Here is a 26268-nt window from a genome sequence, read left to right on the forward strand (position 1 = left end):
TTATGCCATCACGATGGCGATGACCGCGACGCTCCCCGACCGGACAAAAGGCACCGCGCTGGCGGTGACGATCGGCCTGCACGTCCTGCTCGGCTGGGCGCTGATTATCGGGCTGGGCGTCGACATTCCCCGCGCCGCGCAAGGCGCGCTGGCGACCTTCGACATCCTGCCGCCGCCGCCCGATCCGCCACCCCCGCCACCCGTCCCGCAAGTGGTGCGTCAGGGCCGCCCCGAAGGCCGCGCCGCGCCGCCCAATATCCGCTCGAAAGCGACCGAGATCGTCGCGACCCCGCCGGTCGTGCCGCTTCCCGTCCCCCCGCCGGTCGTCGCCGCACCGGTCGCCGGTCCGGGCAACGACGCCTCATCGGGCGCGACCGACACGGTCGGGCCGGGCACCGGCGCGGGCGGGATCGGCGACGGGTTGGGCAGCGGCGGCGCGGGCGATGGCGACGGGTCGGGCGGCGGCGACACTCCCCCCGAACAGATCGGCGGCTCGCTGCAAGGCGCGCGCCTGCCCCCCGATCTGGAGGAAAACGGTTTCGAGGGTACCGTCGAGGTCGATTATGTCGTCGAACCGAACGGCCGCGCGACCGACTGCCGCATCCGCCGCTCGAGCGGCAACCGCGCGATCGACCTCGCCACCTGCCGCCAGATCGAACGCGCCTTCCGCTTCCGCCCCTCACGCGACGGACGCGGCCAGCCGGTGGCGTCGGTCATGGTCCAGCGCCACGAATGGGATGTGGAGCGGGAGTAGCAATAGCTTCTTACAATTGGTGAAACAACCTTAGGTATGGTGAAGCATATGGCAAAATACTACAGTTCTATTGAAATAGAAACAAATCTAAGCCGCAAAATCAATGATTCTGCCGAAATACCCGAAGGATTTTATAATTTATCATCAGTAACAATCGCAAAAACATCCTATCTTCAAAGTCTGCTTCAGGAAATGATATATGTAGTGCATGGAAGTAATCTATTAGGCGCAAAAAAAGCACTAAAAGATTTTCCAAATCCTAAGGATAGATTTGATTTTTTAGTGAAATTTGACTTCAAATCTAATGACTATGTGGTTGATACTGTTTTCAATCATGTTCAAAAAGTATTCTATGATTTGTACGAATTAAGAAACACTTTATCCCATGAAATTTGGGCAACTTCCGAAAATTATTCTGGAGCAGTAATATTTTCGAAGCTAGACGAAGAATCGCGTTTACAGATGGTACGAGGAAAATTCCTTCACGTTGAAGGTTATACCACGTTGGAAACGTTCAACGCGACAGTACGTTACATTCGCAAAGTGAAGGTTATTAGAAAAGATCATCTTCATTTGGCAATCAACGATCTCAATATCGCGGCTTGGAGTATGACGAATATAAGAAATATTTTAGACTCAGAAAATTCTGTCACCAAGGACGCAGCGCGGAAGGCTTTTCTTGTATTTAAAGGAACTTCTCACCTATTTGATGAATCCGAGCGTCTCATGGGAACTGTAAATTATTCCAGCGAAGCATCGAAGCGAATAAATATTTAGCCTACTCCTCGCCCTGATACTTGATCTGCAAATACCGCTCGCGTGTCGCCAGACTGTCGAGATCGCCCTGCGCCAGTTGCTGCGTCATCGCCGCGATCTCGCCGTCGATGACCTTCAACCCCTCGACCAGTTGTTCGTCCGGCGTGCGCCCGTTGCGCGCCACCCGGCGCAGCGGCTCGGGCACGCGCTGATAGCCGCGCACCAGTTCGGGCAGTTGCTCGCCCACCAGCTTGCGCACCTCGGCCGCCGCCGGCTCGCCCTCGTTCAGCCCGACGAGCTGTGCCGACAAGGTATCGAGCTTGATCCCGATCGCATCGGCCAGCGTCATGGCGGGCGCGGGCAGGGCGGGGCGCTGTGCCGATAACCAGCGCTCGGTCTGCGCGGGCAGCGATTTCAGGGGCGCCTGCCCCAGTTGCTCGACCACCACCTCGCGCGTCACCGGCATCAACGCGAACAGCGCGGTGGCGGCGATCAGCAACGCCATCACCAGCATCGCCCCGCCCAAACCCAGCGGCATGAACCACCCGATCAGCAGCGCGCCGACGATGATCGCGCCGTCCGCCGCCGCGATCCGGCCCAGCCGCTTGAGCACCTCCGCCTCGCGCCGCCGCCGTGCGCGCGGGGCGACCGCGCCGTGCCGCTCGCGCACGCGCTCCAGCGTCAGTTCGGCGCGCTCCAGCGTTTCCTCGGCACGGGCCATTGCGGTTACATCGCCTCCAGCTTGAACGTCTCGCCCTTGCCCGCCGCATTCTGCGACGCGCCCTCGGCCCGCGCGATATAGCCCTTCGACTTCTCGATCTCGCTCGACAGCGTGCCGACCGTGGTCTTCATCGAATCGAGCGCCTTCAGCTTGAAGGTGTCGATCGCGTCCATCGTGTCGTACACATTCTGGAACGCGCGTTGCAGCACCTCGACCGGAATCGTCGCCGATGCCGCCTGTTCGTGGATCGTCGCCGTCTGGCTCTTGAGCAGCTTGCTGGTCGAATCGATGATGTTGGCGGTGGTGGTGTTGAGCGCGGTGATCTGTTCGAGCACCAGCTTCTGGTTGGTCAGCGCCTGCGCCACCGTCACCGCCGTGCGCAGCGCACCGACCGTGGTGGTGCTGGCGCGGTCGACGCCCTTCACCAGCTCGACATTGTTCTTCTTGACCAGATCGAGCGCGAGATAGCCCTGCACCGTCACCGCCATCTGCGTCAGCAGGTCCTGGCTACGCTGGCGGACATAGAACAGCGCGGTTTCGCGCACCGCCTTGGCCTTGGCCGGATCGCTGTGGTCCAGCTCGTTGGCCTTGTCCTCCAGCTTCTGGTCCATCTCCTTCGACAGATAGATCATCTGTTCGAGCCGGCCCATCGCGGTCCACAGATTGGCGCGTTCGGTGTCGATGGCGGCATTGTCCATCAACAGCTCGTCCTTGCCCGACTGCAGACGTTTCAGGATTTCGGCGATGTGGCTCTGCGCGGATTTATAGCCGTCGAAATAGTCGCGGACCTTGCTGCCGAACGGGATCATCCCGAACAGCTTTTTCGGCTCCATCAGATTGCCCTGACGGCCCGGATCGAGATCCTCGATCGTGCGGCGAAGCTGCGCCAGATCGGTGCCGACGCCCGCTTCCTGGTCCATTGCCCGCACCGGCCGGTCGAGGAAGCGGTTCGACTGGCCCGCCGCCTCGCGGATCTCGCGCGCGCCAAGGTTGCTGATCGCATCGACCCGCTTGCCGAATTCGGGCGAATTGGTGTCCTGCGCGATCAGTTGCTCGATGAAGTCGTCGACCCGGGTCTGCAACTCGGTCTTCTTGGTGTCGTCCACCGGCACCAGCCCGGCGGCCTTGGCCGGGGCCACCGTCGGCACCGGATCGGGCGGGGTCAGCACCAGCGTCGGTTCGTCGATCGTCAACGTCGCCATAATCCCTCCAACGGTCGTCCCGCCCTAGATGCCGGGGAACGTCACCGGGTTCAACTGTGGTATTTAGATAATACACCACGGTGATGCAACCTCTTGTCCCACGTTGTCAAACGCGATAGCCAGCCCGGCAGAGGGGATTGCCATGACGAAGCGTTTATCCGGCCTGTTGCGGACCGCCGCCCTGTCGCTCGCGTTGGTGACGCAGGCGGCGCAGGCACAGGACCAGTTCATCGATCCCAACACGCTGCGGCCGTCGCTCGATCCGACGCGGACCGCCAACGGCCTCGCGCTCACCCCGCCGATGGGCTGGAACAGCTGGAACAAATACGGCTGCACCATCACCGAAAAGATCGTGCGCGACATGGCCGACGCCATGGCCGGCAACGGCATGAAGGCGGCGGGCTATAGCTATATCGTCATCGACGATTGCTGGCATGGGCAACGCGACGCCAACGGCTTCATCACCGCCGATGCCGCCAAATTCCCAAGCGGGATCAAGGCGCTCGCCGACTACATCCACGCCAAGGGCCTGAAGTTCGGCATCTATTCGGACGCCGGTGCCAAGACCTGCGGCGGCAAGCCCGGCAGCCAGGGCCATGAATATCAGGACGCGCTGACCTATGCCCGCTGGGGCGTCGACTATCTGAAATACGACTGGTGCTCGACCGGGGTGCGCAATGCCGAGGAAGCCTATGCGCTGATGGCCGACGCGCTGAAGGCCAGCGGGCGGCCGATCGTGCTGGCGATCTGCGAATGGGGCAACAACCGCCCGTGGGAATGGGCCAAGAAGATCGGCAATCTGTGGCGCACGTCGTCCGACATCCGTGATGGATGGAAGGGCCGCGAGAAATGGTCGATCGGCATGACCGACATCGTCGACATCAACGAACCGCTCTATCCGCACGCCGGCCCCGGCCACTGGAACGACCCCGACATGCTCGAGGTCGGCAACGGCGGCATGAGCGACACCGAATATCGCGCGCATTTCAGCCTGTGGGCGATGATGGCCGCGCCGCTGATCGCCGGCAACGACATCGCCACGATGAACGACGCGACGAAGGCGATCCTGCTGAACCACGAGGTCATCGCGGTCGATCAGGACGCGCTTGGCGCACAGGGCCGCCGCGTCCGCGACGACGGCGACCGGGAAGTCTGGTCGCGCACGCTGTCCGACGGATCGCGTGCCGTGATCTTGTTCAACCGCGGCGAGACGCCCGCGCCGATCACCGCGACCTGGCCCGAAATCGGCTATCCGGCGGGGGTGACGGCCGAAGTGCGCGACCTGTGGGCGCACAAATCGCTCGGCCGCATGGCGGGCAAGGTCGCCGCGACCGTCCCGGCGCACGGCGTCGTCATGGTCCGTATCATGCCGGGTAAGTAGAAGAGGGTTTTCGCGCAGAGGCGCAGAGGCCGCAGAGGGAAGGGCGAGATCAGGAGACGCTGTCGCTTGGCTATTACAACGACAGCGTCGAACGCCCCCTCTCTGCGCCTCCGCGCCTCTGCGCGAAAACTCCTTCTTCTCTACTGCGATCAGGAAGAAGAAAGGTTGGTTCACGCGGAGGCGCGGAGGCGCGGAGGGGTTCCGGTCGTGGCGTCCGTCATCCGCGCCAGCAGCTTCTTGCCTGCGTTTCCGGTAGCGCACCGTCTCCCGGACGCGAACCGGGTGCCGCAAGCGCAACCCCTCCGCGTCTCCGCGCCTCCGCGTGAAAAAAATTCCAGCGTATTTTACGCCAACACGCTGCACCGCAAAAACGCCCCCTTTGCGGAATCGTGATAAATACGCTAAGCGCGCGCCCAACTGCACTCCCGCACGATCCAGGAAATAGTATGAGCCTTCGCAACGTGGCGATCATCGCCCACGTCGATCACGGCAAAACCACGCTCGTCGATCAGTTGTTCCGTCAGTCCGGCACGTTCCGCGACAACCAGCGCGTCGAGGAACGCGCGATGGATTCGAACGACCTCGAAAAAGAGCGTGGCATCACCATTCTCGCCAAGCCGACCTCGGTCGACTGGACCCCGCCGGGCAGCGATGAATCGATCCGCATCAACATCGTCGACACCCCCGGCCACGCCGATTTCGGCGGCGAAGTCGAACGCATCCTGTCGATGGTCGACGGCGTCGTCCTGCTGGTCGATTCGTCGGAAGGCGCGATGCCGCAGACGAAGTTCGTGACCGGCAAGGCGCTGGCGCTGGGCCTCAAGCCCATCGTCGTCGTCAACAAGGTCGACCGCAGCGACGCGCGCATCCAGGAAGTGCTCGACGAAGTGTTCGACCTGTTCGTCTCGCTCGACGCGAACGACGAACAGCTCGACTTCCCGGTGCTGTACGCCTCGGGCCGCAACGGCTATGCCTCGACCGACATGGACGCGCGCGAAGGCACGCTGATCCCGATGTTCGAGACGATCGTGTCGCACGTTCCCGCGCCCAAGGTGGAAGTGGAGGACGTTCCGTTCACCTTCCTCGTCACCCTGCTCGACCGTGACAACTTTCTCGGCCGCGTGCTGACCGGCCGCGTCAACTCGGGCACGATCAAGCTGAACCAGCCGATCCACGCGCTCGACAACGACGGCAAGATCATCGAAACGGGCCGCGCGTCCAAGATCATGTCGTTCCGCGGGCTGGAGCGCGTGCCGGTCGACGAAGCCAAGGCGGGCGACATCATCTCGCTGGCCGGCCTCGCCGTCGCCACCGTGTCGAACACCATCTGCGACCCGCAGGTCACCGAGCCGCTGCACGCGCAGCCGATCGATCCGCCGACGCTGTCGATGCGTTTCGCCGTCAACGATTCGCCGATGGCGGGGCGTGAGGGCACCAAGGTCACGTCGCGCATGATCCGCGACCGCCTGTTCCGCGAAGCCGAATCGAACGTCGCCGTGAAGGTCACGGAAGCCGCCGATCGCGACAGCTACGAAGTCGCCGGTCGCGGCGAATTGCAGCTCGGCGTGCTGATCGAGACGATGCGCCGCGAAGGCTTCGAGCTGGGCATCTCGCGTCCGCGCGTGCTGTTCGGCGAGGATGAGGACGGAAAGAAGACCGAGCCGTACGAAACCGTCATCATCGACGTGGACGAGGAATATTCGGGCACGGTCGTCGAGAAGATGAACCTGCGTAAGGCCGAGATGACCGACATGCGTCCCTCGGGCGGCGGCAAGACCCGCATCACCTTCTCCGCGCCGTCGCGCGGCATGATCGGCTATCACGGCGAGTTCCTGTCGGACACGCGCGGCACCGGCATCATGAACCGGCTGTTCGAGAAGTACGGCCCCCACAAGGGCCAGATCGAAGGCCGCAAGAACGGCGTGCTGATCTCGAACGGCGCCGGCGAAGCGCAGGGCTATGCACTGGGTCCGCTCGAAGAGCGCGGCATCCTGTTCGTCGGCCACGGCGAGGCGCTGTACGAGGGCATGATTATCGGTGAGAACGCCAAGACGGATGACCTTGAGGTCAATCCGATGAAGGCGAAGCAGCTCACCAACTTCCGCGCATCGGGTGGCAAGGACGACGCGATCCGCCTGACTCCGCCGAAGAAGATGACGCTGGAACAGGCGATTGCGTACATCGACGACGACGAGATGGTCGAAGTGACGCCGAAGAACATCCGCCTGCGCAAGCGGCATCTGGACCCCAACGAGCGCAAGCGCGCGAGCCGGGCGAAGGCCGCCTGAGAATAGCGGGGCCGGGCAAGGCGGGCCGGGCAAAGGCGTAGCGAATGCTACGCCAAGCCGCACAAGGCCCGCCCGGCCGGCCTTGCTAAAGGCAAGGACCGACGACGTGGCTTCGCCACGTCGGGCGACAGAAAAAAGAACGGCCCCGGGAGCGATCCCGGGGCCGTTTCCTATTGTGGGAAGAACGCCTTGATCGGCCGCGCCGCGCCGGGTGTGCCGTCGATCACCGCATGGGTCAGTGCCATGCCTGCGCTGCTGTAGGCGAACAGTTCGGCCAGCAGGAACATCGCGACGAAGAAGCCCCAGCCCCAAGCCCATGCGACATGAACCCGGCCGGTTCGCCGCCAGTCGGCGATCGCGCCGAGGATCGGGAAGATCGACGGCGCGATCAGCGCCGCGATCCACCAGCCCCACGGAATCAGGAACGGCATCGGCAGCAGGCGTCCGAACCCCGGCCCGGTAATCGCGGCCATGGCGCAGAACATCAGCCGGCGATGCCAGTCGGTCCGCCGCCGCAGCGCGATGGCGGCACCCGTCAGCAGGGCGAAGGTCAGGATGCCGGCCGGATTGCCGATCAGGAAGGAGTTGACGTCGAACACCGGCGGTCCGCCATGGTCGCGCACGGCATGCAAGGTAATCGCAATGGCCAGCGTGACCATGACCGGCAACCATATCAGCGCGAGCCAGCCAAGCCGCCGATGCCAATGGAGTGCTCGACCGGCGACCAGGGCGGTCTGCGTCACATACAGCGCGATCCAGCCCAAAAAGACGAGGCCGTGGACGTGGTAGACGAGCGGCAGCGCGAAGGACGAGCGTCCTGCGGCGAGGTTTAGCGAAAATCCGGCGACCAGCACGGCCGCCATCGCAATCGCCGAGTAGAGAAAGAACCGATGTTCCCGCGTCGCGACCGACTGCGGCATTGACCGTGTAGCCATGTGTTATTCCCCCGATAACCCATGGACCGGCACCTTACTCCATTTCAGCCGGCAATACGATCGTTACGAAGGCGATTCGATCGGCGATGCGATGCCGTCAGCCCACCGGCACCCGCTCGTTCAGCAACGGGACCAGCTCGCGGTTCAAATCGTCGAGCGTCATCGCCCCAGCCTTGGCATACCGCACCACCCCCTTGCGATCGACGATGTAGTTGGTCGGCACCGCCGTCGCGTCGTCGATCCCCCTGATCCGCTTGGCCGGAGTGATCGCCAGCGTGTTGAACAGCGCCTTCATCTTGAAGATCGGCACCGATCCCTCGGTCGTCACCGCGAACACCCGCATGCCATGCTTGCTGACCTGCCGGTAATAGCCATCGAGCAGCGGCAGCTCGACGCGGCATGGCACGCACCACGTCGCCCAGAAATTGATGAGCACCACTTCGCCGCGATGCTCGGCCAGCGTCGTCTTGGTCCCATCGGCCAGCGTGAACTCGATCGGCGGCGCGACCTGCCCGACCTTCAATTCCTTGGCGGCGGCAGGCGTGGCGATCGCGGCGGCGGCGAGCAGCGGCAACATCCATTTCAGCATATAGTATATCCCCCCGGCGCACAGGATTCGCCGAACCACGGATTTCGTCAAGCCGTTGCCGCGCCATGCCCCGCGCTGCTATCCCGCACCCCATGCCCCATCTCTATCTCGTCGACGGCTCCGGCTATATCTTCCGCGCCTATCACCGGCTGCCGCCGCTCACGAACATCCATGGCGAGCCGGTCGGCGCGGTCTATGGCTATACCTCAATGCTGTGGCGGCTCGCCGATGCGCTGCACAAGGCGGACGGGCCGACGCACATGGCGGTCATCCTCGACAAATCGTCGAAGACCTTCCGCAACGACCTGTACGACCAGTATAAGGCGCACCGCCCGCCGCCGCCCGAGGACCTCGTCCCCCAGTTCCCGATGATCCGCGATGCGACCCGCGCGTTCAGCCTGCCGTGCATTGAGGAAGCGGGGCTGGAAGCCGACGACATCATCGCCTGCTATACCCAGGCAGCGCTGGCACAGGGTTGGCAGGTGACGATCGTCAGCGCCGACAAAGACCTGATGCAGCTCATGACCGACCCGTCGGTCGACATGCTCGACACGATGAACAACCGCACGCTCGGCCCCGAGCATGTCGTCGAGAAGTTCGGCGTGACCCCCGACAAGCTGGGCGACGTGCTGGCGCTGATGGGCGACAGCGTCGACAACGTCCCCGGCGTCCCCGGCGTCGGCCCCAAGACGGCGGCCAAGCTCATCAACGAACACGGTAATCTCGAAGCGGTCCTCGCTGCCGCACCCGAGATGAAGAAGGGCAAGCTGCGCGACAATCTGATCGACCATGCCGATGCCGCGCGGCTGTCGAAGGTGCTGGTGACGCTGAAATGCGACGGGGCCTTGCCCGAACCGCTCGACGCGCTGGCGATGCAGGGCATCCCGGAGGCACCGCTCCGCGCGTTCCTCGAACATCACGGCTTCCGCACGCTGCTGACCAAGCTCGCCACCGTCGCCGATCCAGCCCCCGACACCCCGGCCGCACCGGTGGCGGACGATGACGAGGTGCCGTGCAACCACGACGGCTATGAAACCGTCACCGATCTCGCCACCCTCGACCGCTGGATCGCCGAGGCGACGGCGCTGGGCCATGTCGCGATCGATACCGAGACGACCGGGCTGGACGCCACCCGCGCCGACCTCGTCGGGTTCAGCCTCGCGCTCGCCCCCAACCGCGCCTGCTATGTGCCGATCGCCCATGGCGGCACCGACATGTTCGCCGAGAAACCGGTCCAGATCGATCGCGACGCCGCCGTCGCCGCGCTGAAACCACTGCTGGCCGACCCGTCGGTGCTCAAGATCGGCCATAACCTGAAATACGACATGGTCGTGCTCGCGCGGCTGGGCCTCACCGTCGCGCCCTATGACGACACGATCGTCATGAGCTTCGCGCTCGACGCGGGCAACCACGGTCACGGCATGGACGAACTCGCCGCCACGCACCTGCGCCATAGCTGCATCGCCTATAAGGACGTCGTCGGCACCGGCAAGAAACAGGTCGGCTTCGGCGAGATCGACCTCAAGACCGCCACCCGCTACGCCGCCGAGGATGCCGATGTGACGCTCCGGCTCCATCGCCGGTTCAAGCCGCGCCTGGCGTATGAATCGGTCACGACCGTCTACGAACGGGTCGATCGCCCGCTGGTGCAGGTGATCGCCGACATGGAGCAGGCCGGGATCAAGGTCGACGCGAAGGTCCTCGCCCGCCTGTCGGACGAATTTTCCACGCGCATCGCCGACCTCGAAACCCAGATCCACGACTTGGCCGGCACGAAATTCACCATCGGCTCGCCCAAGCAACTCGGCGACGTGCTGTTCGTGACGCTGGGGATCAAGGGCGGGCGCAAGGGCAAGTCGGGCGTCTATTCGACCGACGTCACCGAACTGGAACGCATCGCCGCCGACAGGACATCGGCCGGTGCCGAGATCGCCGGGCGCGTGCTCGACTGGCGACAGCTCACCAAGCTCAAGAACACCTATACCGACGCGCTCCAGGCGCAGATCAACCCCGCCACCGGCCGCGTCCACACGTCGTACAGCCTCACCGGGGCGCAGACCGGCCGCCTGTCGTCGACCGACCCCAACCTCCAGAACATCCCGATCCGCACCGAAATCGGTCGCCAGATCCGCGACGCCTTCGTGGCCGAGCCGGGCAACGTCATCCTCGCCGCCGACTATTCGCAGATCGAACTGCGCCTAGCGGCCCACATCGCCGACGTGCCGCAGTTGCGCGAGGCGTTCGCGCGCGGTGACGACATCCACAGCATCACCGCGCAGGAACTGTTCGGCGAGGTCAACCGCGACACCCGCGGCCGCGCTAAGACGATCAACTTCGCGATCCTCTACGGCATCAGCCGCTGGGGCCTCGCCGGGCGGCTCGACGTCAGCGCGGAGGAAGCACAGGCGATGATCGACCGCTATTTCGATCGTTTCCCCGGCATCAACCGCTACATCGCCGAAACCACGCAGGCCGTGCGCACCACCGGCTTCACCACCACCCTGTTCGGCCGCAAGACCCATTTCCCGCGCATCAAGTCGAAGGTGCAGCACGAACGCCAGGGGGCGGAACGCGCCGCGATCAACGCGCCGGTACAGGGCACCAGCGCCGACATCATCAAACGCGCGATGACCCGCATGGGACCGGCGCTGGCGCAGGCCGGGCTGGGCGAGGTGCGGATGCTGCTCCAGGTCCACGACGAACTGGTCTTCGAACTGCCCGAAGCGCTGGTCGAGGCGGCGACCCCCGTCATCCGCCGCGTGATGGAAACGGCAGCCGAACCGCTGGTCGACCTGTCGGTGCCGCTGGGCGTCGAGATCGGGACGGGCAAGAGCTGGGGGGCGGCGCACTAGGACCGATCGACATTCGGCTATTCACGGTGTTGCTCTTGCGTAGATGGGCATTGCGCATCGTCACCCCGGACTTGTTCCGGGGTCCACCGAGCCGCAGTCGCCGTCGACAGAGCCTCAAGCCGCACCGATTGCCGAGCCGTGGACCCCGGAACAAGTCCGGGGTGACGATGGGGCGTGAAAGTCGAATCTGACCGGGAAAGGGGCGTCTACCCCCGCCGCGCCGCCAGCCACCGATCGATCTGCCCGATCTCGCGTTGCTGCGCGTCAATCACCGCCTGCGCCAGCCGTCGTGCGTCCGCGTCCCTGCCATGGCGAAGCTGCGCCTGCGCCATCGCGACCGCCGCGACGTGATGCACCCGCATCTGCTGCATGAAGTCGACATCGGCATCGCCGGTATAGGCGGGGGCGTCGTGCATCATCGCCGCCATCGACTGTTTGAAGGCCTTCGTCGCCGCGCTGTCACCCTCGGCCGGGGTCATCGACGCCATCGCCATGGCGTGCCCGTTGCCGGCGGTCGCGTCGGTCGCGTCCGGCTGGGGGGAACAGGCGGTCAGTGCCGCCGCCGTCATCGCTATCATCGCCCGCATCGGCTGCCTCTCCGTATCAATCTGGAGTCCGGTCAAGTCGTCGACCGCGGCGATCGTTCCAAAGCGTTGCCCGCAAGCCGCACCCGGCGTGCAAAGCGTAAACGAGGGGCTATGGCGCGGCGGCGGCATCCCCTATGACGCGGCGATGACCTGCCCCCCGCGCGGCGCATGACCGACGCGCCGACCCCGCCGACCGACGACATCGCCGCACTCGCCAAGGGTGGGCGGACGAACGTGTTCGGCTTCGTCCTGCGCCTCGTCGCGCGGCTGCCGTTCCTGTTCATCGCCGGTCGCGTCTATGGGCCGGAGATCGTCGGCCGGTTCGCGCTCGCCGTGCTGGTGGTCGAACTGGCGGCGCTGATCGCGACGCTCGGCCTCAAACGCGGGCTGGCGCAGGCGCTGTCGTCGACCACCCGGCCGCACGCGCATGTCGTGTGGGATGCGCTGGCGGTCGCCTTCATCCTCTCGGTCGCGGCCAGTGCGTTGCTCTTCGTCTTTCCGCAGATCATGTATCCCAACAGCCAGGTGATCGGCTTCGAACGCCTGCTGCCGCTGGTCGTGTTCGCCATCGCGTGGTCCGACGTCAGTCTGGCCGCGCTCGCCTACCGGTTGAACGTGAAGGCGGCAGTGACCGCGCGCGCGGTGGTCGAGCCGTGGACGATCTCGATCGCCGCATGGTGCCTGAGCTATTATTCGACGCGCGACGGGCTCATCATGTCGTACGTGCTGGCGATGGCGGCGGCGCTTGCCGCCTCGATCATCCCGTTCGTCCGCAGCTATGGCCTGCCGGTCGGCTGGTCGCCGCATCTGGGGCCGATGCTGGCGCTGGTGAAGCGCAACATGCCGCTGGCCGGGGCCGACGCGATCGAATGGGGCACGCGCAACGTCGATCGCTTCATCCTCGGCCTGTTGTTCGGCCCGGCGACGGTCGGCGTCTATTATATGGCGCAACAGGTCGCCTCGCTGCCGCAAAAGCTCAAGACCAGCTTCGATCCGGTGCTGGGGCCGGTCATCACTCATAGCCTTGCCGATGGCGACAAGGCGGCGGTCGCACGACAGGTGCGGCAGGTCGGCTTCTGGATCATCACCGCGCAGGCCGCACTGGCGCTGGCGGGCAGCATCCCCGCCTCGGGCGTGATGGGCGTCGTCGGCCGCGAATTCGTCAGCGGGGCAGGGGCACTGTCGTTCCTGCTGATCGCCGAGGTGTTCGCCGCAAAGGGCGCGGTGTCCGAAGCCGCGCTGGTCTATATCGCGCGCCACCGCAACCTGATGATTTCGCTGGCGCTGCTCGCGTTTCAGGTGGCCTTGAGCTTCGCGCTGGTCGCGCTGATGCGGCGGCTGGGCTGGCCCGAGCCATGGGCGGCGGCGGGGCCGGCGGTGGCGCTCGTCACCTCGGTCTCTATCGGCTCGGTCGTCAAGTCGGGGCTCCTCTCGAAGCTGCTCGGCCATAGCGTGCGCGATTTCCGCCCGGCGTTCGTCTGGGCGGTGCTGGCGGCGGCGCTGGTCGGCTCGGCGATCATGCAGTTGCCGCGCCGCTATGAATGGGCGGAGATGCTGTTCGGCATCCCGATCATCCTCGCCACCTATTTCGCGATCCTGTGGCGCTGGGCCTTCCGCCCGGAGGACAAGGCACTGTTCCACAAGAGCGCGGCGGCCGGCGAGGCGCACCTGCCGACCGACCGCTACAAGGTGTGACCCCGCGTTACTTGATGAAATAGCCGACGACGCCCCACCGGCCGCCGTCCTTCGCCAGCACCACCGTTTCGGTCGCACCGGCGCGGTTGGCAAAGGTCGTGCGGAACTCGACCAGTTGATATTCGCCCGCCGGGGCGCCCGGCAGCGACGTGGTCGTGGTCGCCCGCTGGACGGTCCGCGATCGAACCGCGCCCAGCGGCGCGCGCACCGGCTTGACCTGTGCCGTCCACTGATCGGCGGTCACGGCACCGCGGAAGGTCGCCCCGGCGGCCTGCCAGCTATCCTGCCAGCGTTCCTGGTCGACGATCGTCAGCCATTGCCGTGCGACCTGCTGCCCCGCCGGATCGCTCGCGACCTGTTCGGTGGCGGCGGGTGTCGGCGCGGCGGTGTTGAAGGCGGTAGCGGCCGCGATGACGGCGGCGATCAGGATCGACATGGTGAGCATTCCTCCACTGAGCCAGAGCAGTCGGGTCGACTGCGGCGGACCACTGGAAGCACCCGGAACGGCGTTGGGGGACACCCCCAATTGCTTGTCCCCCATGGTTTGGGGGGCACCGCGCTCGGCATCGCCCAAAATCCTTGCGGCCTCGCGGCTGCTCGATACCGCCAGCTTGCGCCGCGCGTCGCGCAGCCGCTCGTTGATCGTGTGGATCGACAGGTTCAGATGCGCCGCGATCGACTTGGCGTCATGCCCGGCGAGCAGCAGGCGCAGCGCCTCCTTCTCGCGTTCGGTCAGCGTATCGAGCCCCTCGCGCATCACGCGGTCGCAAACGGTGTCATCCCCGTCGTCTAGGAGGACGACCGGTCGACGGCAACCGCGACGCGGCCGCTAGCGATAACGCGACAGCGCCAGATCGCCCGTCTCGATCGCCGCTTGGCCCCCCGACATCAGGTCGGCGATCACTGCCGCCGATCCGCACGCCATCGTCCACCCCAGCGTCCCATGGCCGGTGTTCAGCCACAGGTTGGACAGCTTGGTCGCCCCCACCACCGGGGTACTGTCGGGCGTCATCGGCCTGAGTCCACTCCAGAAACTCGCCCGCGACACGTCGCCCGCGCCGGGGAACAGGGAGCCCAGCGAATATTCCAGCGTCGCGCGGCGCGCATCGGGCAGGTCGTTGTTGAACCCCGAAATCTCCGCCATCCCGCCCACGCGGATGCGATCGCCGAGCCGGGTGATCGCGACCTTGTAACTCTCGTCGAGCAGCGTCGAGACGGGCGCGCGCCCCTCGTCGACGATCGGCACGGTGATCGAATAGCCCTTCACCGGATAGACCGGCAGCCGCAGTCCGAGCGGCTCGACAAGGCGCGGCGAATGGCTGCCCAGCGCCACCAGATAGGCATCGCCGCTCACCGTGCCCCGGTCGGTCTCGACTCCCGTCACCCGGTCGCCTTGGCGCACCAGCCGGCGGATCGTCTCCCCCAGGCGGAACTCGACGCCCGCCGTCGCCGCCATGTCCGCCAGCGCATTGGTGAACTTGAAACAGTCGCCCGTCTCGTCCCCCGGCAGCCGCAGCCCCCCGGCGATGTCCATGTTGCTGCCCGCCAGCCCCGGCTCGGCGGCGATGCAGCCGGCACGGTCGAGCACCTCGAACGCCACGCCATCGGCCTTGAGCACCGCGGTATCCTTGTCGATCCCCGCCAGTTGCTTTTCCTCGCGGAACAGTTGCAGCGTGCCTTGCGACCGTTCGTCATAGGCGATGCCGGTGGCGGCACGCAGCTCGATCAGCTTATCGCGGCTGTACTCGGCCAGCCGCACCATCCGCCCCTTGTTCACCGCATAGTCGCGCGCGTTGCAGTTGCCGAGCATCGCGACCAGCCAGCGCAGCATCGCCAGATCGACCTTCGGGCGCAGGATCAGCGGGGCATGTTCCATGAACAGCCATTTGAGTGCCTTGCGCGGAATACCCGGCGCCGCCCATGGCGAGGCATAGCCCGGCGAAATCTCACCCGCATTGGCGAAGCTCGTCTCCAGCGCCGGGCCGCGCTGGCGGTCGATCACCACCACCTCATGCCCCGCCTGCGCCAGATACCATGCGGAAGTGACGCCGATCACTCCCGCGCCGAGAATCACGATCCGCATGTGCTTGCCTCTCGCTCGCCCGCCACGGGCAGGATGCGCCGCGCATGGCGATGGCGCAGTCCGGTCAGGATTTCATAGGCGATCGTGCCCGCATCGGCGGCGACGCGGTCGATCGTCTGGTTCGGGCCGATCAGTTCGGCATGGCTCGCCTGCGCGAGTACGTCGTCGGGCACGCCGGTCACGTCGATGCAGATGCTGTCCATCGACACCCGCCCGGCGATCGGCGCGGCATGGCCGCCGACCCAGGTCATGCCCCGGTTACTCAAGGCGCGCGGCCAGCCATCGGCATAGCCATAGGACAGCGTCGCGATCCGCCGGTCATGGTACGCGACCGACGTCAGCCCATAGCCGACCCCGGTCCCGGCGGGCACGTCGCGCACCTGCACGATCCGCGCATCGAGCGTGACGACCGGCCGCATCGGATTGGCCACCCCCATCTGCGGCGCACCGCCGTACAGCGCGATTCCCGGTCGCACGACATCGCCCTGATCGCCGGGCAGGAACGCGCCCGCCGAATTGGACAGCGAGCGCGGGGCAGGGGGCAGCATCGCCGCCAGCTCGGCGAAGCGCGCGCGCTGCGCGTCGTTCGCCGCCGCATCCGGTTCGTCGGCGCAGGCGAAATGGCTCATCACCAGCACCACCTCGATCCCGTCGAGCCGCGCCGGCCTGGCGGCGATCTCCGCCACTTCCGCCGGGGCAAGCCCCAGCCGCGACATACCGCTGTCGACCTGCACCGCCGCCGGCAACCGCCGCCCGGCGCGCAATGCCGCGACCCGCCACCGCGCGATGTCGATCGGACCGTTCAGCACCGGGATCGCTTCCGCCGCGATCAGTGCCGCTTCCTCATCCGGCGCGATCCCGTTCAGCACGAACAGCCGCGTATCGGCCGGCAGGGCGGGGCGCAACGCCACCGCCTCCCCGGTCAGCGCGACGAAGAAGTCGCGGCATCCCGCCGCGTACAGCGCATCGGCGACCAGCCCCGCGCCCAGCCCATAGCCGTCCGCCTTCACCACCCCGGCCGCGCGCGCCGGCGCGACCCGGCCGGCGATGGTCCGGTAATTGGCGACCAGTGCGTCAAGATCGATCGTCAGCAAACCCATGCCCGTCGTCGGCTCCTTGCCCGTCCACGACGCTACTACAGTCGGCGCGGCAGATTGTTCGCGATTGTCGCATGATCTGCCATAGATTGTATCGAACGCAACAAGCGACGACGGAATCGCAACCATGACCCTCGACGCGATCGACCGCAAATTGCTCAGCCTGCTGCGGCAGGACGCCCGCCGCCCCAACAATGCGCTCGCCGCCGAGGTCGGCCTGTCGCCGTCGGCCTGCCTGCGCCGCATCCGGCTGCTGGAGGACGGCGGCGCGATCCGGGGCTATACCGTCGTCACCCGCGCCGACCCCGCCGATCACGGCGCGACCGTGATCGTGCAGGTGACGCTGGAGCGTCAGACCGAGGAATATCTCTCGCGCTTCGAAGCGGCGGTGCGGCGCCACCCCGAAATCCAGGAATGCTGGCTGATGACCGGCCAGTCCGATTACTGGCTGCGCGTCGCGGTCGAATCCGCCGGCGCGTACGAGGCGCTCCACACCGACATCATGTCGCGCCTGCCCGGCGTGACGCGCATCAACTCCAGCTTCGCGATGCGCAACGCGCTGATGCCAAGAAGGCGGGGCTAATCCCCTTATCGTCATTCCGGCGAAGGCCGGAATCCACGGATACAAGCCGGAGCGACTCCAGCAATACGTCCCAAGACCATGGATCCCGGCCTCCGCCGGGATGACGATCGTCCGTCCTACCCCAACCGCGCCAATTTCCGCGCGGTGCGCACGTCATGCGCCACCACCGCGCCGCTCAGCCGCTCGATGATCTTGAGCAATCGCCCGCCGCGTGCCGCCTCTTCCTCGCGATCGTCGACCAGTTCGCTGCCCCATTCGCGCGCCAGCGCCGCGATCATTGCCGGCGGCGAATGATCGACCGTGACCGACCGGAACGGCAGCACGATGCTGGGCGAGGCGAAGCGGTCATGCCCGGCCTCCGCCACCGGATCGACGAGGATCGCCCCGGCCACCCGCTGGACATAATGCGCCGGTGACAGCCGCGCCCACCACGCCGCCGCGCGGCAGCCCGCGCCATGCGCCATCAGGATCACCGGCGCATCGTCATCGCCGACGAACCGGTCGATCTTCGCGCCAAGGATGTTGCGGTCGCCATCGGTCGCCCGCCCGATCGGCAGCAATGTCGCGCGCAACCGGTCGATCGCGTCCGCCATCGCCATCGGCGGCGCGCCATCGATCAACGCCAGGATTCTCGGGCCAGCAGGGGCAGCGATCGCAACCATCGGTCGTCTCCACGTCGAACCGTCGCACAGGCTATCACAGCGCACGAACGACGCAATCGTTCATACCGCAGCAATGCCACGCAATATCGTGTTGTTCAGACTGCTCCCCTCCCTGGAAGGGAGGGGCCGGGGGTGGGTAGGCTTGAGGCGAGCGCTCCGGTGCCCTCGCAGACCGACCCACCCCCAACCCCTCCCTGTCAGGGAGGGGAGCGACTCACAGCGGCAACGCCGTCGTCGCCTTCACCTCTTCCAGCACCGCATAGGTCCGCGTCTCGCGCACGCCGGGCACCGTCGTCAGCGTGCGGCCGAGGAACGCGCGATAGGCGTCCATGTCCGCCATCCGCACCTTCAGCAGATAATCGAACCCGCCCGCGACCATATGGCACTCCAGCACTTCGGGCAGGTCGCGGACATGGTTGCCGAACGCGGTGAACACGTCGGCCGTCGTCCGGTCGAGCAGCACCTCGATGAACACCAGCAGCGACCGGTCGAGCTTGCCCGGATCGAGCAGCGCGGCATAGCCCCGGATGACCCCGCTCTCACGCAACCGCCGCACCCGCTCGAATGCGGCGGCGGGCGACAGCCCGCACTGCGCGGCCAGCGCCTGATTGGTTATCCGCCCATCGGCCTGCAACACCCGCAGCAGCTTGCGGTCGGTCTGGTCCATGATCCTGTTTCCCCGGCCAACGGTCGCGGTCCGCCACGCCGGCCGCCCCACACCCATCGTCACCCCGGACCTGTTCCGGGGTCCACCTGTCCACAAACGGTATCGCCCGATCCTCAAACGCATCGCCTGCCGCCCGGTGGACCCCGGAACAGGTCCGGGGTGACGGGTGGTGAATAATCCATTCCCGCTACGTACCAAATAACAAAAATCATCGGCCATCCCCCGCAACAACCGACACACCTTCACCCGATCCCGCCCTATACCGTCGATACCACATGGAGAAACCGATGCCCGCGATCGACTGGGATGCCTTGGACGCCGACAAGTTCACCGACGAAGCGGTGTTGCTCCCGCAATTGCTGGCACAGGTCCCGCTGACCACCGCCGACCGGTCGCAAATCGTTGCCGACGCCGCCAAGCTGGTAGCGCGCACCCGCGCCGCCGCCGCCAAGCCCGGCGTAGTCGAAGGCTTCCTCCAGCAATTCTCGCTCGGTACGCAGGAAGGGCTGGCGCTGATGTGCCTCGCCGAAGCGCTGCTGCGCACCCCCGACGCCGCGACCCGCGACCGGCTGATCGCCGAAAAGGTGGGCGCGGCCGACTGGGCGGCGCATCTCGGCCAGTCGTCCAGCCTGTTCGTCAACGCCTCGACCATCGGCCTGACCCTCACCGGCAAGCTGGTCGGCGACGCGGGCAGCGCCGGGATCGGCGAGACGATCCGTCGCCTCGCCGGGCGGCTGGGCGAACCGGTCATCCGCCGCGCGCTCGCCGCCGCCGTCGGCATCATGGGCGACCAGTTCGTGCTGGGCGCGACGATCGAGGACGCGCTGAAGCGCGCCGCCAAGGAAAACTATCTCTGCTCGTTCGACATGCTCGGCGAAGGCGCGCGCACGCTGGCCGACGCCGACCGCTACGAAGCCATCTATGCCGCCGCGATCGACGCGGTCGGCCGCGCCCGCGCACCGGGCAGTACCCCCGAACAGGGCCACGGCGTCTCGGTGAAACTCTCCGCGCTCTGCCCACGCTACGAAGCGGTGCGCGAGGGCGAGGTCATCGCCGATCTCTACCCGCGCCTCCACCGCCTCGCCCGCATCGCCGCCGGCCATGCCCTGAACCTCGCGATCGATGCCGAGGAGGCCGATCGCCTCGCGCTGTCGCTGAAACTCGTCGACACCCTCGCGCGCGAAGCCGATCTCGGCGACTGGACCGGCTTGGGCGTCGTCGTGCAGGGCTATGGCAAGCGCGCGCGCGGCGTCATCGACCGCCTCGAACGCCTGTCGCGCGACACCGGGCGGCGGATCATGGTCCGGCTGGTCAAGGGCGCCTATTGGGACAGCGAGGTGAAGCGCGCGCAGATCGCCGGCCACCCCGGCTATCCGGTGTTCACCTCCAAGGCCGCGACCGATCTCAGCTACCTCGTCTGCGCACACAAGCTGATCGCCGCCGCCCCCGCGCTCTATCCGCAGTTCGCGACCCACAACGCCCACACCCTCGTCGCGGTCCGCCACATGGCGGCGCGCGCCGGGGTGGCGATCGAACATCAGCGTCTCCACGGCATGGGCGAGGGGCTGTACCGCGCCGCCGGAGCGGGCACCGACAACAGGCTGGTGCTCCGCGCCTATGCCCCGGTCGGCGGGCATGAGGAGCTGCTGCCCTATCTGGTGCGCCGCCTGCTGGAAAACGGCGCGAACTCCAGCTTCGTCAACGCGCTGCTCGACGAGGAGATTGCGCCGGAAACCATCGTCGCCGATCCGGTGGCGGCGGTCGCCGCGCAGCCGCACCAGCACCCCCGCCTGCCATCGCCCGCCGCGATCTATCACGGCCGCGCCAACCCGCTCGGCCGCGACTATTCGATCGCCACCGTCCGTGCCGAGGCCGATCGCGCCCGCGCCGCCTATGCCCCGATCACCGCCGGCCCGATCGTCGGTGGCCGGATGCAGACCGGGGCAGGGGCGACGCCGATGGCCAGCCCGGTCAATCACGCCCGCATCATCGGATCGGTCAGCAACGCCACCGCCGCCGACATCGACGAAGCCGCCCGCCGCGCCCGTGCCGCGCAACCGGCATGGGACGCCGCCGGCGGCCTAGCGCGCGGCAAGGTGCTGCGCGCCATGGCCGACGCGCTCGACACCCAGATGGACCGCTTCATCGCCATCCTGTCGGCCGAGGCCGGCAAGACGCTCAACGACGGCGTCGCCGAAGTGCGCGAGGCGATCGACTTCTGCCGCTATTACGCGCTGCTCGCCGAAACCCGCTTCGCCGGGCCGACCGTGCTGCACGGCCCGGTGGGCGAGGTGAACCAGATCGAACTCCACGGGCGCGGCACCTTCGTCTGCATCAGTCCGTGGAATTTCCCGCTGGCGATCTTCACCGGACAGGTCGCCGCCGCCCTCGCCGCCGGCAACGCGGTGCTGGCCAAGCCTGCCGAACAGACACCGCTCGTCGCGCATGAAGCCGTCCGCCTGTTCCACGCCGCCGGCCTCGCCCCCGATCTCCTCGCGCTGCTGCCCGGCGAGGGCGCGGACGTCGGCGCGAAACTCGTCGGCCATCCGTCGATCGCCGGCGTCGCCTTCACCGGCGGCACCGACACCGCATGGGCGATCAACCGCCAGTTGGCCGACCGGCGCGGCCCCATCCTGCCGTTCATCGCGGAGACCGGTGGCCTCAACGGCATGTTCGTCGACACCAGCGCGCTGCGCGAACAGGTCGTCGACGACGTGCTGCTCTCCGCCTTCGGCTCGGCCGGCCAGCGCTGCTCGGCGCTCCGTCTGCTCTATCTGCCGAAGGATACCGCCGATGCGGTGATCGAGACGCTGATCGGCGCGGCCAGATGTTTGGGCGTAGGCGACCCCGCCGACCCCGCCACCGACATCGGCCCGGTGATCGACGGCGACGCACGTGATGCGCTCGACGCGCACGTCGCCCGCTTGGAGCGCGAGGCGAAAATCCTCTTCCGCGCCGATGCGAAGGAATGGGCGGCCAAGGGCACCTATTTCGCCCCGGTCATCGCCGAAATCCCGACCCCCGACTTCCTCGAACGCGAGGTGTTCGGGCCCATCCTCCACATCCATCGCTACGACCCGGCCGATCTGCCGCAGGTCGCCGGCGCCCTCGCCGCACGCGGCTATGGCCTGACCCTCGGCATCCACAGCCGCATCGACCGTTTTGCCGAGGAAGTCGCCGCGCTGGTCCCGGCGGGCAACGTCTACGTCAACCGCTCGATCATCGGCGCGGTCGTCGGCGTCCAGCCCTTCGGCGGCGAGGGCCTGTCGGGCACCGGCCCCAAGGCCGGCGGCCCCGACGCGCTGCTGCGCTATGCAGCGGAACGCTCGACCTCGATCAACATCATGGCCAAGGGCGGCGATCCTGCGCTGCTGAATTTGTAAGCGGGGTGGGGGCCAAGGAAAAGGGGCCGGAAGCGTAAAGCCTCCGACCCCTTTTCTTCTGGCAACCGACACGGGAATTAATCCCGCGTCGTCGGTCGGGAGCCTGCGCTCCCGCCGGCCGGCCTCGGGCCGTGCCCTGCGGCACGGCTGCGGCGCTTACGCGCCTGCGACCTCGGCCGTATCGACCTTGATCCCCGGACCCATCGACGAGCTGAGCGCGACCTTGCGCACATACTTGCCCTTGGCGCCCGACGGCTTGGCCTTCACCACCGCATCGACCAGCGCGTCGAAGTTCGCGCGCAGGTCTTCGGCCGGGAACGATGCCTTGCCGATGCCCGAATGGATGATACCGGCCTTCTCGACGCGATACTCCACCTGACCCCCCTTGGCGGCTTCGACGGCGGCGGCGACGTTCATCGTCACCGTGCCCAGCTTCGGGTTCGGCATCAGGCCCTTCGGCCCCAGGATCTTGCCGAGACGGCCGACGAGGCCCATCATGTCCGGCGTCGCGATGCAGCGATCGAAGTCGATCTTGCCGCCCTGGATCGCGTCCATCAGGTCCTCGGCACCCACCACGTCGGCACCCGCCGCCGTGGCTTCGTCCGCCTTCGCGCCGCGCGCGAACACGCCGACGCGCACGGTCTTGCCGGTGCCCTTGGGCAGCGTCACCACGCCGCGGACCATCTGGTCGGCGTGACGCGGATCGACACCCAGGTTCAGCGCGACTTCGATCGTCTCGTCGAACTTCGACGTGGCGTGGGTCTTGGCAAGCGCGATGGCTTCATCGATGCCGTGCAGCTTCAGCGTGTCGACGGCGGTGGCGAGGGTCTTCGCCTTCTTGGTCAGCTTGGCCATGATCTCAACCCTCCGTGACTTCGAGGCCCATCGCGCGGGCCGAACCTTCGATGATCTTCGTCGCCGCGTCGATGTCGTTGGCGTTCAGATCCTTCATCTTGATCGTCGCGATCTCGCTCAGCTGCGAACGCTTGATCTTGCCGGCAACCGACTTGCCCGGCTCCTTCGAACCCGACTTCAGGTTGATCGCCTGCTTGATGAGATACGTCGCCGGCGGCGTCTTCGTCTCGAAGCTGAACGACCGGTCGGCATAGACGGTGATGATCGTGGGCAGCGGCGTGCCCTTGGCGATGTCGCCGCTGGAGGTCTGCGCGTTGAAGGTCTTGCAGAATTCCATGATGTTCACGCCGCGCTGACCCAGCGCAGGTCCGATCGGCGGCGACGGCTTGGCTTCGCCCGCCGGCACCTGCAGCTTGATATAGCCGGTAATCTTCTTGGCCATGTTCACTCTCTTTCAAGTTTAGCGGTCCGTGCGGCGCATCCGTTGCCGGAGCGCCTCCCGCCATGGTTTTCCAAAACTGTCGTATCGGAAGCGTGCGCGCATAGTCGAAAGCGCCGCCGCTTGCAATGTTGGACTTACAATGATCCGCTCCGCGCCATGGCCAGACCCTATAGCCGCGCGCAGGCGCTCCAGAACGCCGCCTTCCTCAAGGAACTCGCCCGCACCGGCAACGCCCGCGACGCCGCGCGCACGCTGGGCCTCAACCGCTCGATGCTGACCAAGCGCCGCAACGCCGACCCCGACTTCGCCCAGCGCTGGGAAGGCGCGCTGGCGCTCGCCGCCGCCGCCCTCGCCGATACCAATGTCTCGCCCGACGACGCCCGCCTCGTCCGCTCGAAAGGCCGCCTGCAACTGCGCGCCACCAGGGCCCGCCACATCGACACCGCCGCCGAGCAAGCCTTCCTGCGCGCGCTCACCGCCACCGCCAACGTGCGCCTCGCGGCGAGCGCGGCGGGCTTCGCCCATTCGAGCTTCTACGCCCGCGCCCGCCGCCACCCCGGCTTCGCCCGCGAGATGCGCCTCGCGCTGGCGGTGGGCGCCGAACGGCTGGAGATGGCGCTGCTCGAATCCGGCCTGCCCGAAGCCAATGTCCACGACCAGTGGCGCCACAACGATCCCCCGCCGATTGAGCCGATGACCGTGCAGCAGGCGATGCAACTGATCGGCTGGAACGACCGGCGGCAGAAGGAACTGGTCAATCCGGCGTTCGGGCCGAAGCGCGGCGAGAGCAACGCCGCGTGGAAGGACCGGTGCGCGCGGGAATGCCGCGTGGCGTGGCTGCTGGACGAGGAGGACCGGCTGTTGGTGAGCTACGCGCAACTGGAGTGGCGGCGCGGGGGCAGGCGGGAGGAGTGGGAGCCGCTTACGCCGGATGAGGATTTGCTGGCGGCGATTAAACGGGTGAGGTGGGGGAAAGCATCAAGATAGCCACTATCAGTTGCCTATTAAGAAATTTAATATTCGTTCAAAGAATAATAACGAGGAGGTTCAATTCCCGAAAGCCCGTAACGCCGATAATATTTCCGCGCTGCGCGCCAAGCACGAACAAAGCTAGGAAGTGACGCATCGTTTCTAATTTCTGGGTATTGATACCAACTTCCAGATATTAATTCTTTTTTGGTCAATACCGGAATAGATACTCCAAAATTACTAGAAAGCATGCGGCGTCTTTCTCGCTGCGCCCTAGCAATGATATTTAACAGCCAGCCATCCAATTCTATAAGAGTTTTTGGGTCCGTAATGAGCGGAAAAAATCCCATTAGTCCACGCATGTATGGGGGTTTGCTGGCATCCGATAAGAATCCATCGATCTGACTTTCTCTCAACCCTCCATAAATATATTTACGTATTTCGTTAATGCACGTGGTTAAGTCCCAATCTGTAAATCCGGGACCTACGCGTAACGGATTAAAGGAGTCGCCTAAATTTCTTCGATGAAGGAAAAGGTTTTTATGAACTATACTCGAAATTTTTGACTTTATTCGTTTTATTGATTTAGACGGAATGTTTACGCCACAAGCAGTAATGCTATGACCAAGATAATCTATTTTAGAAATAGTTTCTAATTGATCGCCATCGTCAGTATCAATGGTAAAGGTCCGCATTTCACGTTCTGGACTTCCGCCAAATAGTAAAATGCCCGGAGATTTATCATAATTTATTTTCAGGCCAGCCAAATTGCAATGGTCCCGAAATGCTGCTGAAATCGCCAGCGCGTCGGAATATGAGTGAGCTACTGCGACAACATCATCAGCAAAACGTACAAAAGTTCCGTTTAATTTTTCAAGTGCTAAATCTAATTCGTGGGCTGCCGCATTTGATAAGAACAATGACAGTGAGCTACCTTGCGGGACCCCAGAATCTCTGACATCAAACACGTTGTGACTATAGGTAGAAATATGAGCATATTCATGCTTGAGAAAAGAATTTATAGCATTTCGCTCAGCTTCCGGAAGTAAGAATAATTGCCGCTCAAATAGAACTTTTCTAATATAAGAATGATCAATAGTATCAAAATACTTAGAAAAATCGTACTGAACTATATACGATTTTGGAGAGTCGAGGGATTTTGATAAATTTAGTATAGCGTCAAAAACATTTTGGTCAGGACGATAGGCGTAGCTCAGGCGTGAAAAAAGATTTATATTCCTTTTCGTAGCCTTACGATGAACTAAATTTGCAAGAGCAGAGTCGGGAATTGCAAAGGCCATGATCTTTCGATGCGAACCATCTGGTTTTGGAAGGTCGAATTGAATAGCCGGAACTGGATGATACAGATTATCCTGTAGCTTGCGCCATATGGTTCGGCTCAGGTATCGAGCATGCCGAATGCAATATGCTGGATCGAAATGAGGGTGGTAATTCCACCAAGCAGGGTCTGCTTCTGATGGAATACCAGGAACCAGCCCAGTTCGCTTACGATATCGATCAGCATTTTTGAATGAAATGGCGCGATCAATTCTACGATTACGTAAAACAGATTGAGCTTTGCGAATAATCGCTTCTTCAATCAGTTCTTGCAAAATTGTATCCCCTTCCGAGTAACGCGCCCCCGTGCAAGGCACGGGGGCGGCCACCACAATCGGAGAGTCAGGGTTTCTTTTGCGATTGGCGAACGAGTTCGGCAGAACTCGACTGCAAAGTAAGTATCCCGACGTGGCTAGTGCGTCCCGCACA

The 26268-nt window shown here is 65.0% G+C and carries 22 protein-coding genes; 9 read left to right on the forward strand and 13 right to left on the reverse strand.

The window, feature by feature from the left end; all coding sequences use genetic code 11:
• Positions 1–19 precede the first annotated feature (19 nt).
• Together ASG37_RS02110 and ASG37_RS17535 are read left to right on the forward strand one after the other, a co-directional pair.
• On the forward strand, positions 20–754 hold the full coding sequence (locus ASG37_RS02110; RefSeq protein WP_082447993.1) for an energy transducer TonB: 735 nt from the start codon (positions 20–22) through the stop codon (positions 752–754).
• Positions 755–802: 48 nt separating this feature from the next.
• Positions 803–1531 carry a hypothetical protein gene (locus ASG37_RS17535; protein WP_156349019.1) on the forward strand — a complete coding sequence of 243 codons (729 nt, stop codon included), beginning with the start codon at positions 803–805 and terminating at the stop codon, positions 1529–1531.
• Position 1532: 1 nt separating this feature from the next.
• On the opposite strand, the gene ASG37_RS02115 is transcribed toward ASG37_RS17535, so the two are convergent.
• Entirely contained in the window at positions 1533–2231 is a 699-nt protein-coding gene (locus ASG37_RS02115) for a hypothetical protein (protein WP_055755611.1), read from the reverse strand.
• 5 nt (positions 2232–2236) lie between these two features.
• Positions 2237–3433, reverse strand: a complete 1197-nt coding sequence (locus ASG37_RS02120; protein WP_055755612.1) for a toxic anion resistance protein — start codon at positions 3431–3433, stop codon at positions 2237–2239.
• A gap of 142 nt (positions 3434–3575) precedes the next feature.
• On the opposite strand from ASG37_RS02120, the gene ASG37_RS02125 reads away from it, so the two are divergent.
• Complete coding sequence (locus tag ASG37_RS02125; RefSeq protein ID WP_055755613.1) at positions 3576–4814, forward strand: glycoside hydrolase family 27 protein; 1239 nt, start codon at positions 3576–3578, stop codon at positions 4812–4814.
• Positions 4815–5260: 446 nt separating this feature from the next.
• The gene (gene typA, locus ASG37_RS02130; RefSeq protein ID WP_055755614.1) at positions 5261–7102 is read left to right on the forward strand and encodes a translational GTPase TypA; all 1842 of its coding nucleotides are present in this window, start codon (positions 5261–5263) and stop codon (positions 7100–7102) included.
• Between the two features lie 170 nt (positions 7103–7272).
• Here typA and ASG37_RS02135 read toward each other — a convergent pair whose 3' ends face one another.
• Both ASG37_RS02135 and ASG37_RS02140 read right to left on the reverse strand, forming a co-directional pair.
• Complete coding sequence (locus tag ASG37_RS02135; RefSeq protein WP_156349020.1) at positions 7273–8037, reverse strand: hypothetical protein; 765 nt, start codon at positions 8035–8037, stop codon at positions 7273–7275.
• 97 nt (positions 8038–8134) lie between these two features.
• The gene (locus ASG37_RS02140) at positions 8135–8626 is read right to left on the reverse strand and encodes a TlpA family protein disulfide reductase (RefSeq protein ID WP_156349021.1); all 492 of its coding nucleotides are present in this window, start codon (positions 8624–8626) and stop codon (positions 8135–8137) included.
• A gap of 92 nt (positions 8627–8718) precedes the next feature.
• On the opposite strand from ASG37_RS02140, the gene polA reads away from it, so the two are divergent.
• Positions 8719–11478 carry a DNA polymerase I gene (polA, locus tag ASG37_RS02145; RefSeq protein WP_055755616.1) on the forward strand — a complete coding sequence of 920 codons (2760 nt, stop codon included), beginning with the start codon at positions 8719–8721 and terminating at the stop codon, positions 11476–11478.
• A 206-nt stretch (positions 11479–11684) separates the two neighbouring features.
• Here polA and ASG37_RS02150 read toward each other — a convergent pair whose 3' ends face one another.
• Positions 11685–12065, reverse strand: a complete 381-nt coding sequence (locus ASG37_RS02150) for a DUF305 domain-containing protein (RefSeq protein ID WP_055755618.1) — start codon at positions 12063–12065, stop codon at positions 11685–11687.
• Positions 12066–12233: 168 nt separating this feature from the next.
• Between ASG37_RS02150 and ASG37_RS02155 the strand changes: the two genes are divergently transcribed.
• A complete protein-coding gene (locus ASG37_RS02155; protein ID WP_055755620.1) occupies positions 12234–13760 on the forward strand; it encodes a lipopolysaccharide biosynthesis protein in 1527 nt (508 codons plus the stop codon).
• A 7-nt stretch (positions 13761–13767) separates the two neighbouring features.
• Here the strand turns inward: ASG37_RS02155 and ASG37_RS02160 are convergent, their stop codons facing one another.
• The 3 genes from ASG37_RS02160 to alr all read right to left on the reverse strand — a co-directional run bounded on the left by ASG37_RS02160 (position 13768) and on the right by alr (position 16943).
• Positions 13768–14517, reverse strand: coding sequence for a helix-turn-helix domain-containing protein (locus ASG37_RS02160; RefSeq protein ID WP_055755622.1), 750 nt, complete (start codon positions 14515–14517; stop codon positions 13768–13770).
• A 72-nt stretch (positions 14518–14589) separates the two neighbouring features.
• Positions 14590–15843, reverse strand: a complete 1254-nt coding sequence (locus ASG37_RS02165; RefSeq protein ID WP_055755624.1) for a D-amino acid dehydrogenase — start codon at positions 15841–15843, stop codon at positions 14590–14592.
• The gene (gene alr, locus ASG37_RS02170; protein ID WP_055757210.1) at positions 15831–16943 is read right to left on the reverse strand and encodes an alanine racemase; all 1113 of its coding nucleotides are present in this window, start codon (positions 16941–16943) and stop codon (positions 15831–15833) included. The genes ASG37_RS02165 and alr overlap by 13 nt, the downstream gene beginning before the upstream one ends.
• A 124-nt stretch (positions 16944–17067) precedes the next feature.
• On the opposite strand from alr, the gene ASG37_RS02175 reads away from it, so the two are divergent.
• Positions 17068–17523, forward strand: a complete 456-nt coding sequence (locus ASG37_RS02175) for an Lrp/AsnC family transcriptional regulator (RefSeq protein ID WP_055755625.1) — start codon at positions 17068–17070, stop codon at positions 17521–17523.
• A gap of 116 nt (positions 17524–17639) precedes the next feature.
• On the opposite strand, the gene ASG37_RS02180 is transcribed toward ASG37_RS02175, so the two are convergent.
• Positions 17640–18143, reverse strand: a complete 504-nt coding sequence (locus tag ASG37_RS02180; protein WP_055755627.1) for an alpha/beta hydrolase — start codon at positions 18141–18143, stop codon at positions 17640–17642.
• Positions 18144–18399: 256 nt separating this feature from the next.
• The gene (locus ASG37_RS02185; RefSeq protein ID WP_055755630.1) at positions 18400–18852 is read right to left on the reverse strand and encodes an Lrp/AsnC ligand binding domain-containing protein; all 453 of its coding nucleotides are present in this window, start codon (positions 18850–18852) and stop codon (positions 18400–18402) included.
• A gap of 287 nt (positions 18853–19139) precedes the next feature.
• On the opposite strand from ASG37_RS02185, the gene putA reads away from it, so the two are divergent.
• Entirely contained in the window at positions 19140–22235 is a 3096-nt protein-coding gene (gene putA, locus ASG37_RS02190; RefSeq protein WP_055757211.1) for a bifunctional proline dehydrogenase/L-glutamate gamma-semialdehyde dehydrogenase PutA, read from the forward strand.
• 156 nt (positions 22236–22391) lie between these two features.
• Here putA and rplA read toward each other — a convergent pair whose 3' ends face one another.
• Positions 22392–23090, reverse strand: a complete 699-nt coding sequence (gene rplA, locus ASG37_RS02195; protein ID WP_055755631.1) for a 50S ribosomal protein L1 — start codon at positions 23088–23090, stop codon at positions 22392–22394.
• A 4-nt stretch (positions 23091–23094) separates the two neighbouring features.
• Entirely contained in the window at positions 23095–23532 is a 438-nt protein-coding gene (gene rplK / locus ASG37_RS02200; RefSeq protein ID WP_055757213.1) for a 50S ribosomal protein L11, read from the reverse strand.
• 156 nt (positions 23533–23688) lie between these two features.
• Between rplK and ASG37_RS02205 the strand changes: the two genes are divergently transcribed.
• Positions 23689–24519, forward strand: coding sequence for a hypothetical protein (locus ASG37_RS02205; protein WP_055755633.1), 831 nt, complete (start codon positions 23689–23691; stop codon positions 24517–24519).
• Positions 24520–24545: 26 nt separating this feature from the next.
• Here the strand turns inward: ASG37_RS02205 and ASG37_RS17235 are convergent, their stop codons facing one another.
• Positions 24546–26168: a reverse transcriptase domain-containing protein gene (locus ASG37_RS17235; protein WP_156349023.1), complete on the reverse strand. Its 1623-nt coding sequence runs from the start codon at positions 26166–26168 to the stop codon at positions 24546–24548.
• Positions 26169–26268: the final 100 nt, after the last annotated feature.

Origin of the sequence: Sphingomonas sp. Leaf407, from assembly GCF_001425385.1 — a bacterium.
In the GTDB taxonomy this organism is placed as follows: domain Bacteria; phylum Pseudomonadota; class Alphaproteobacteria; order Sphingomonadales; family Sphingomonadaceae; genus Sphingomonas.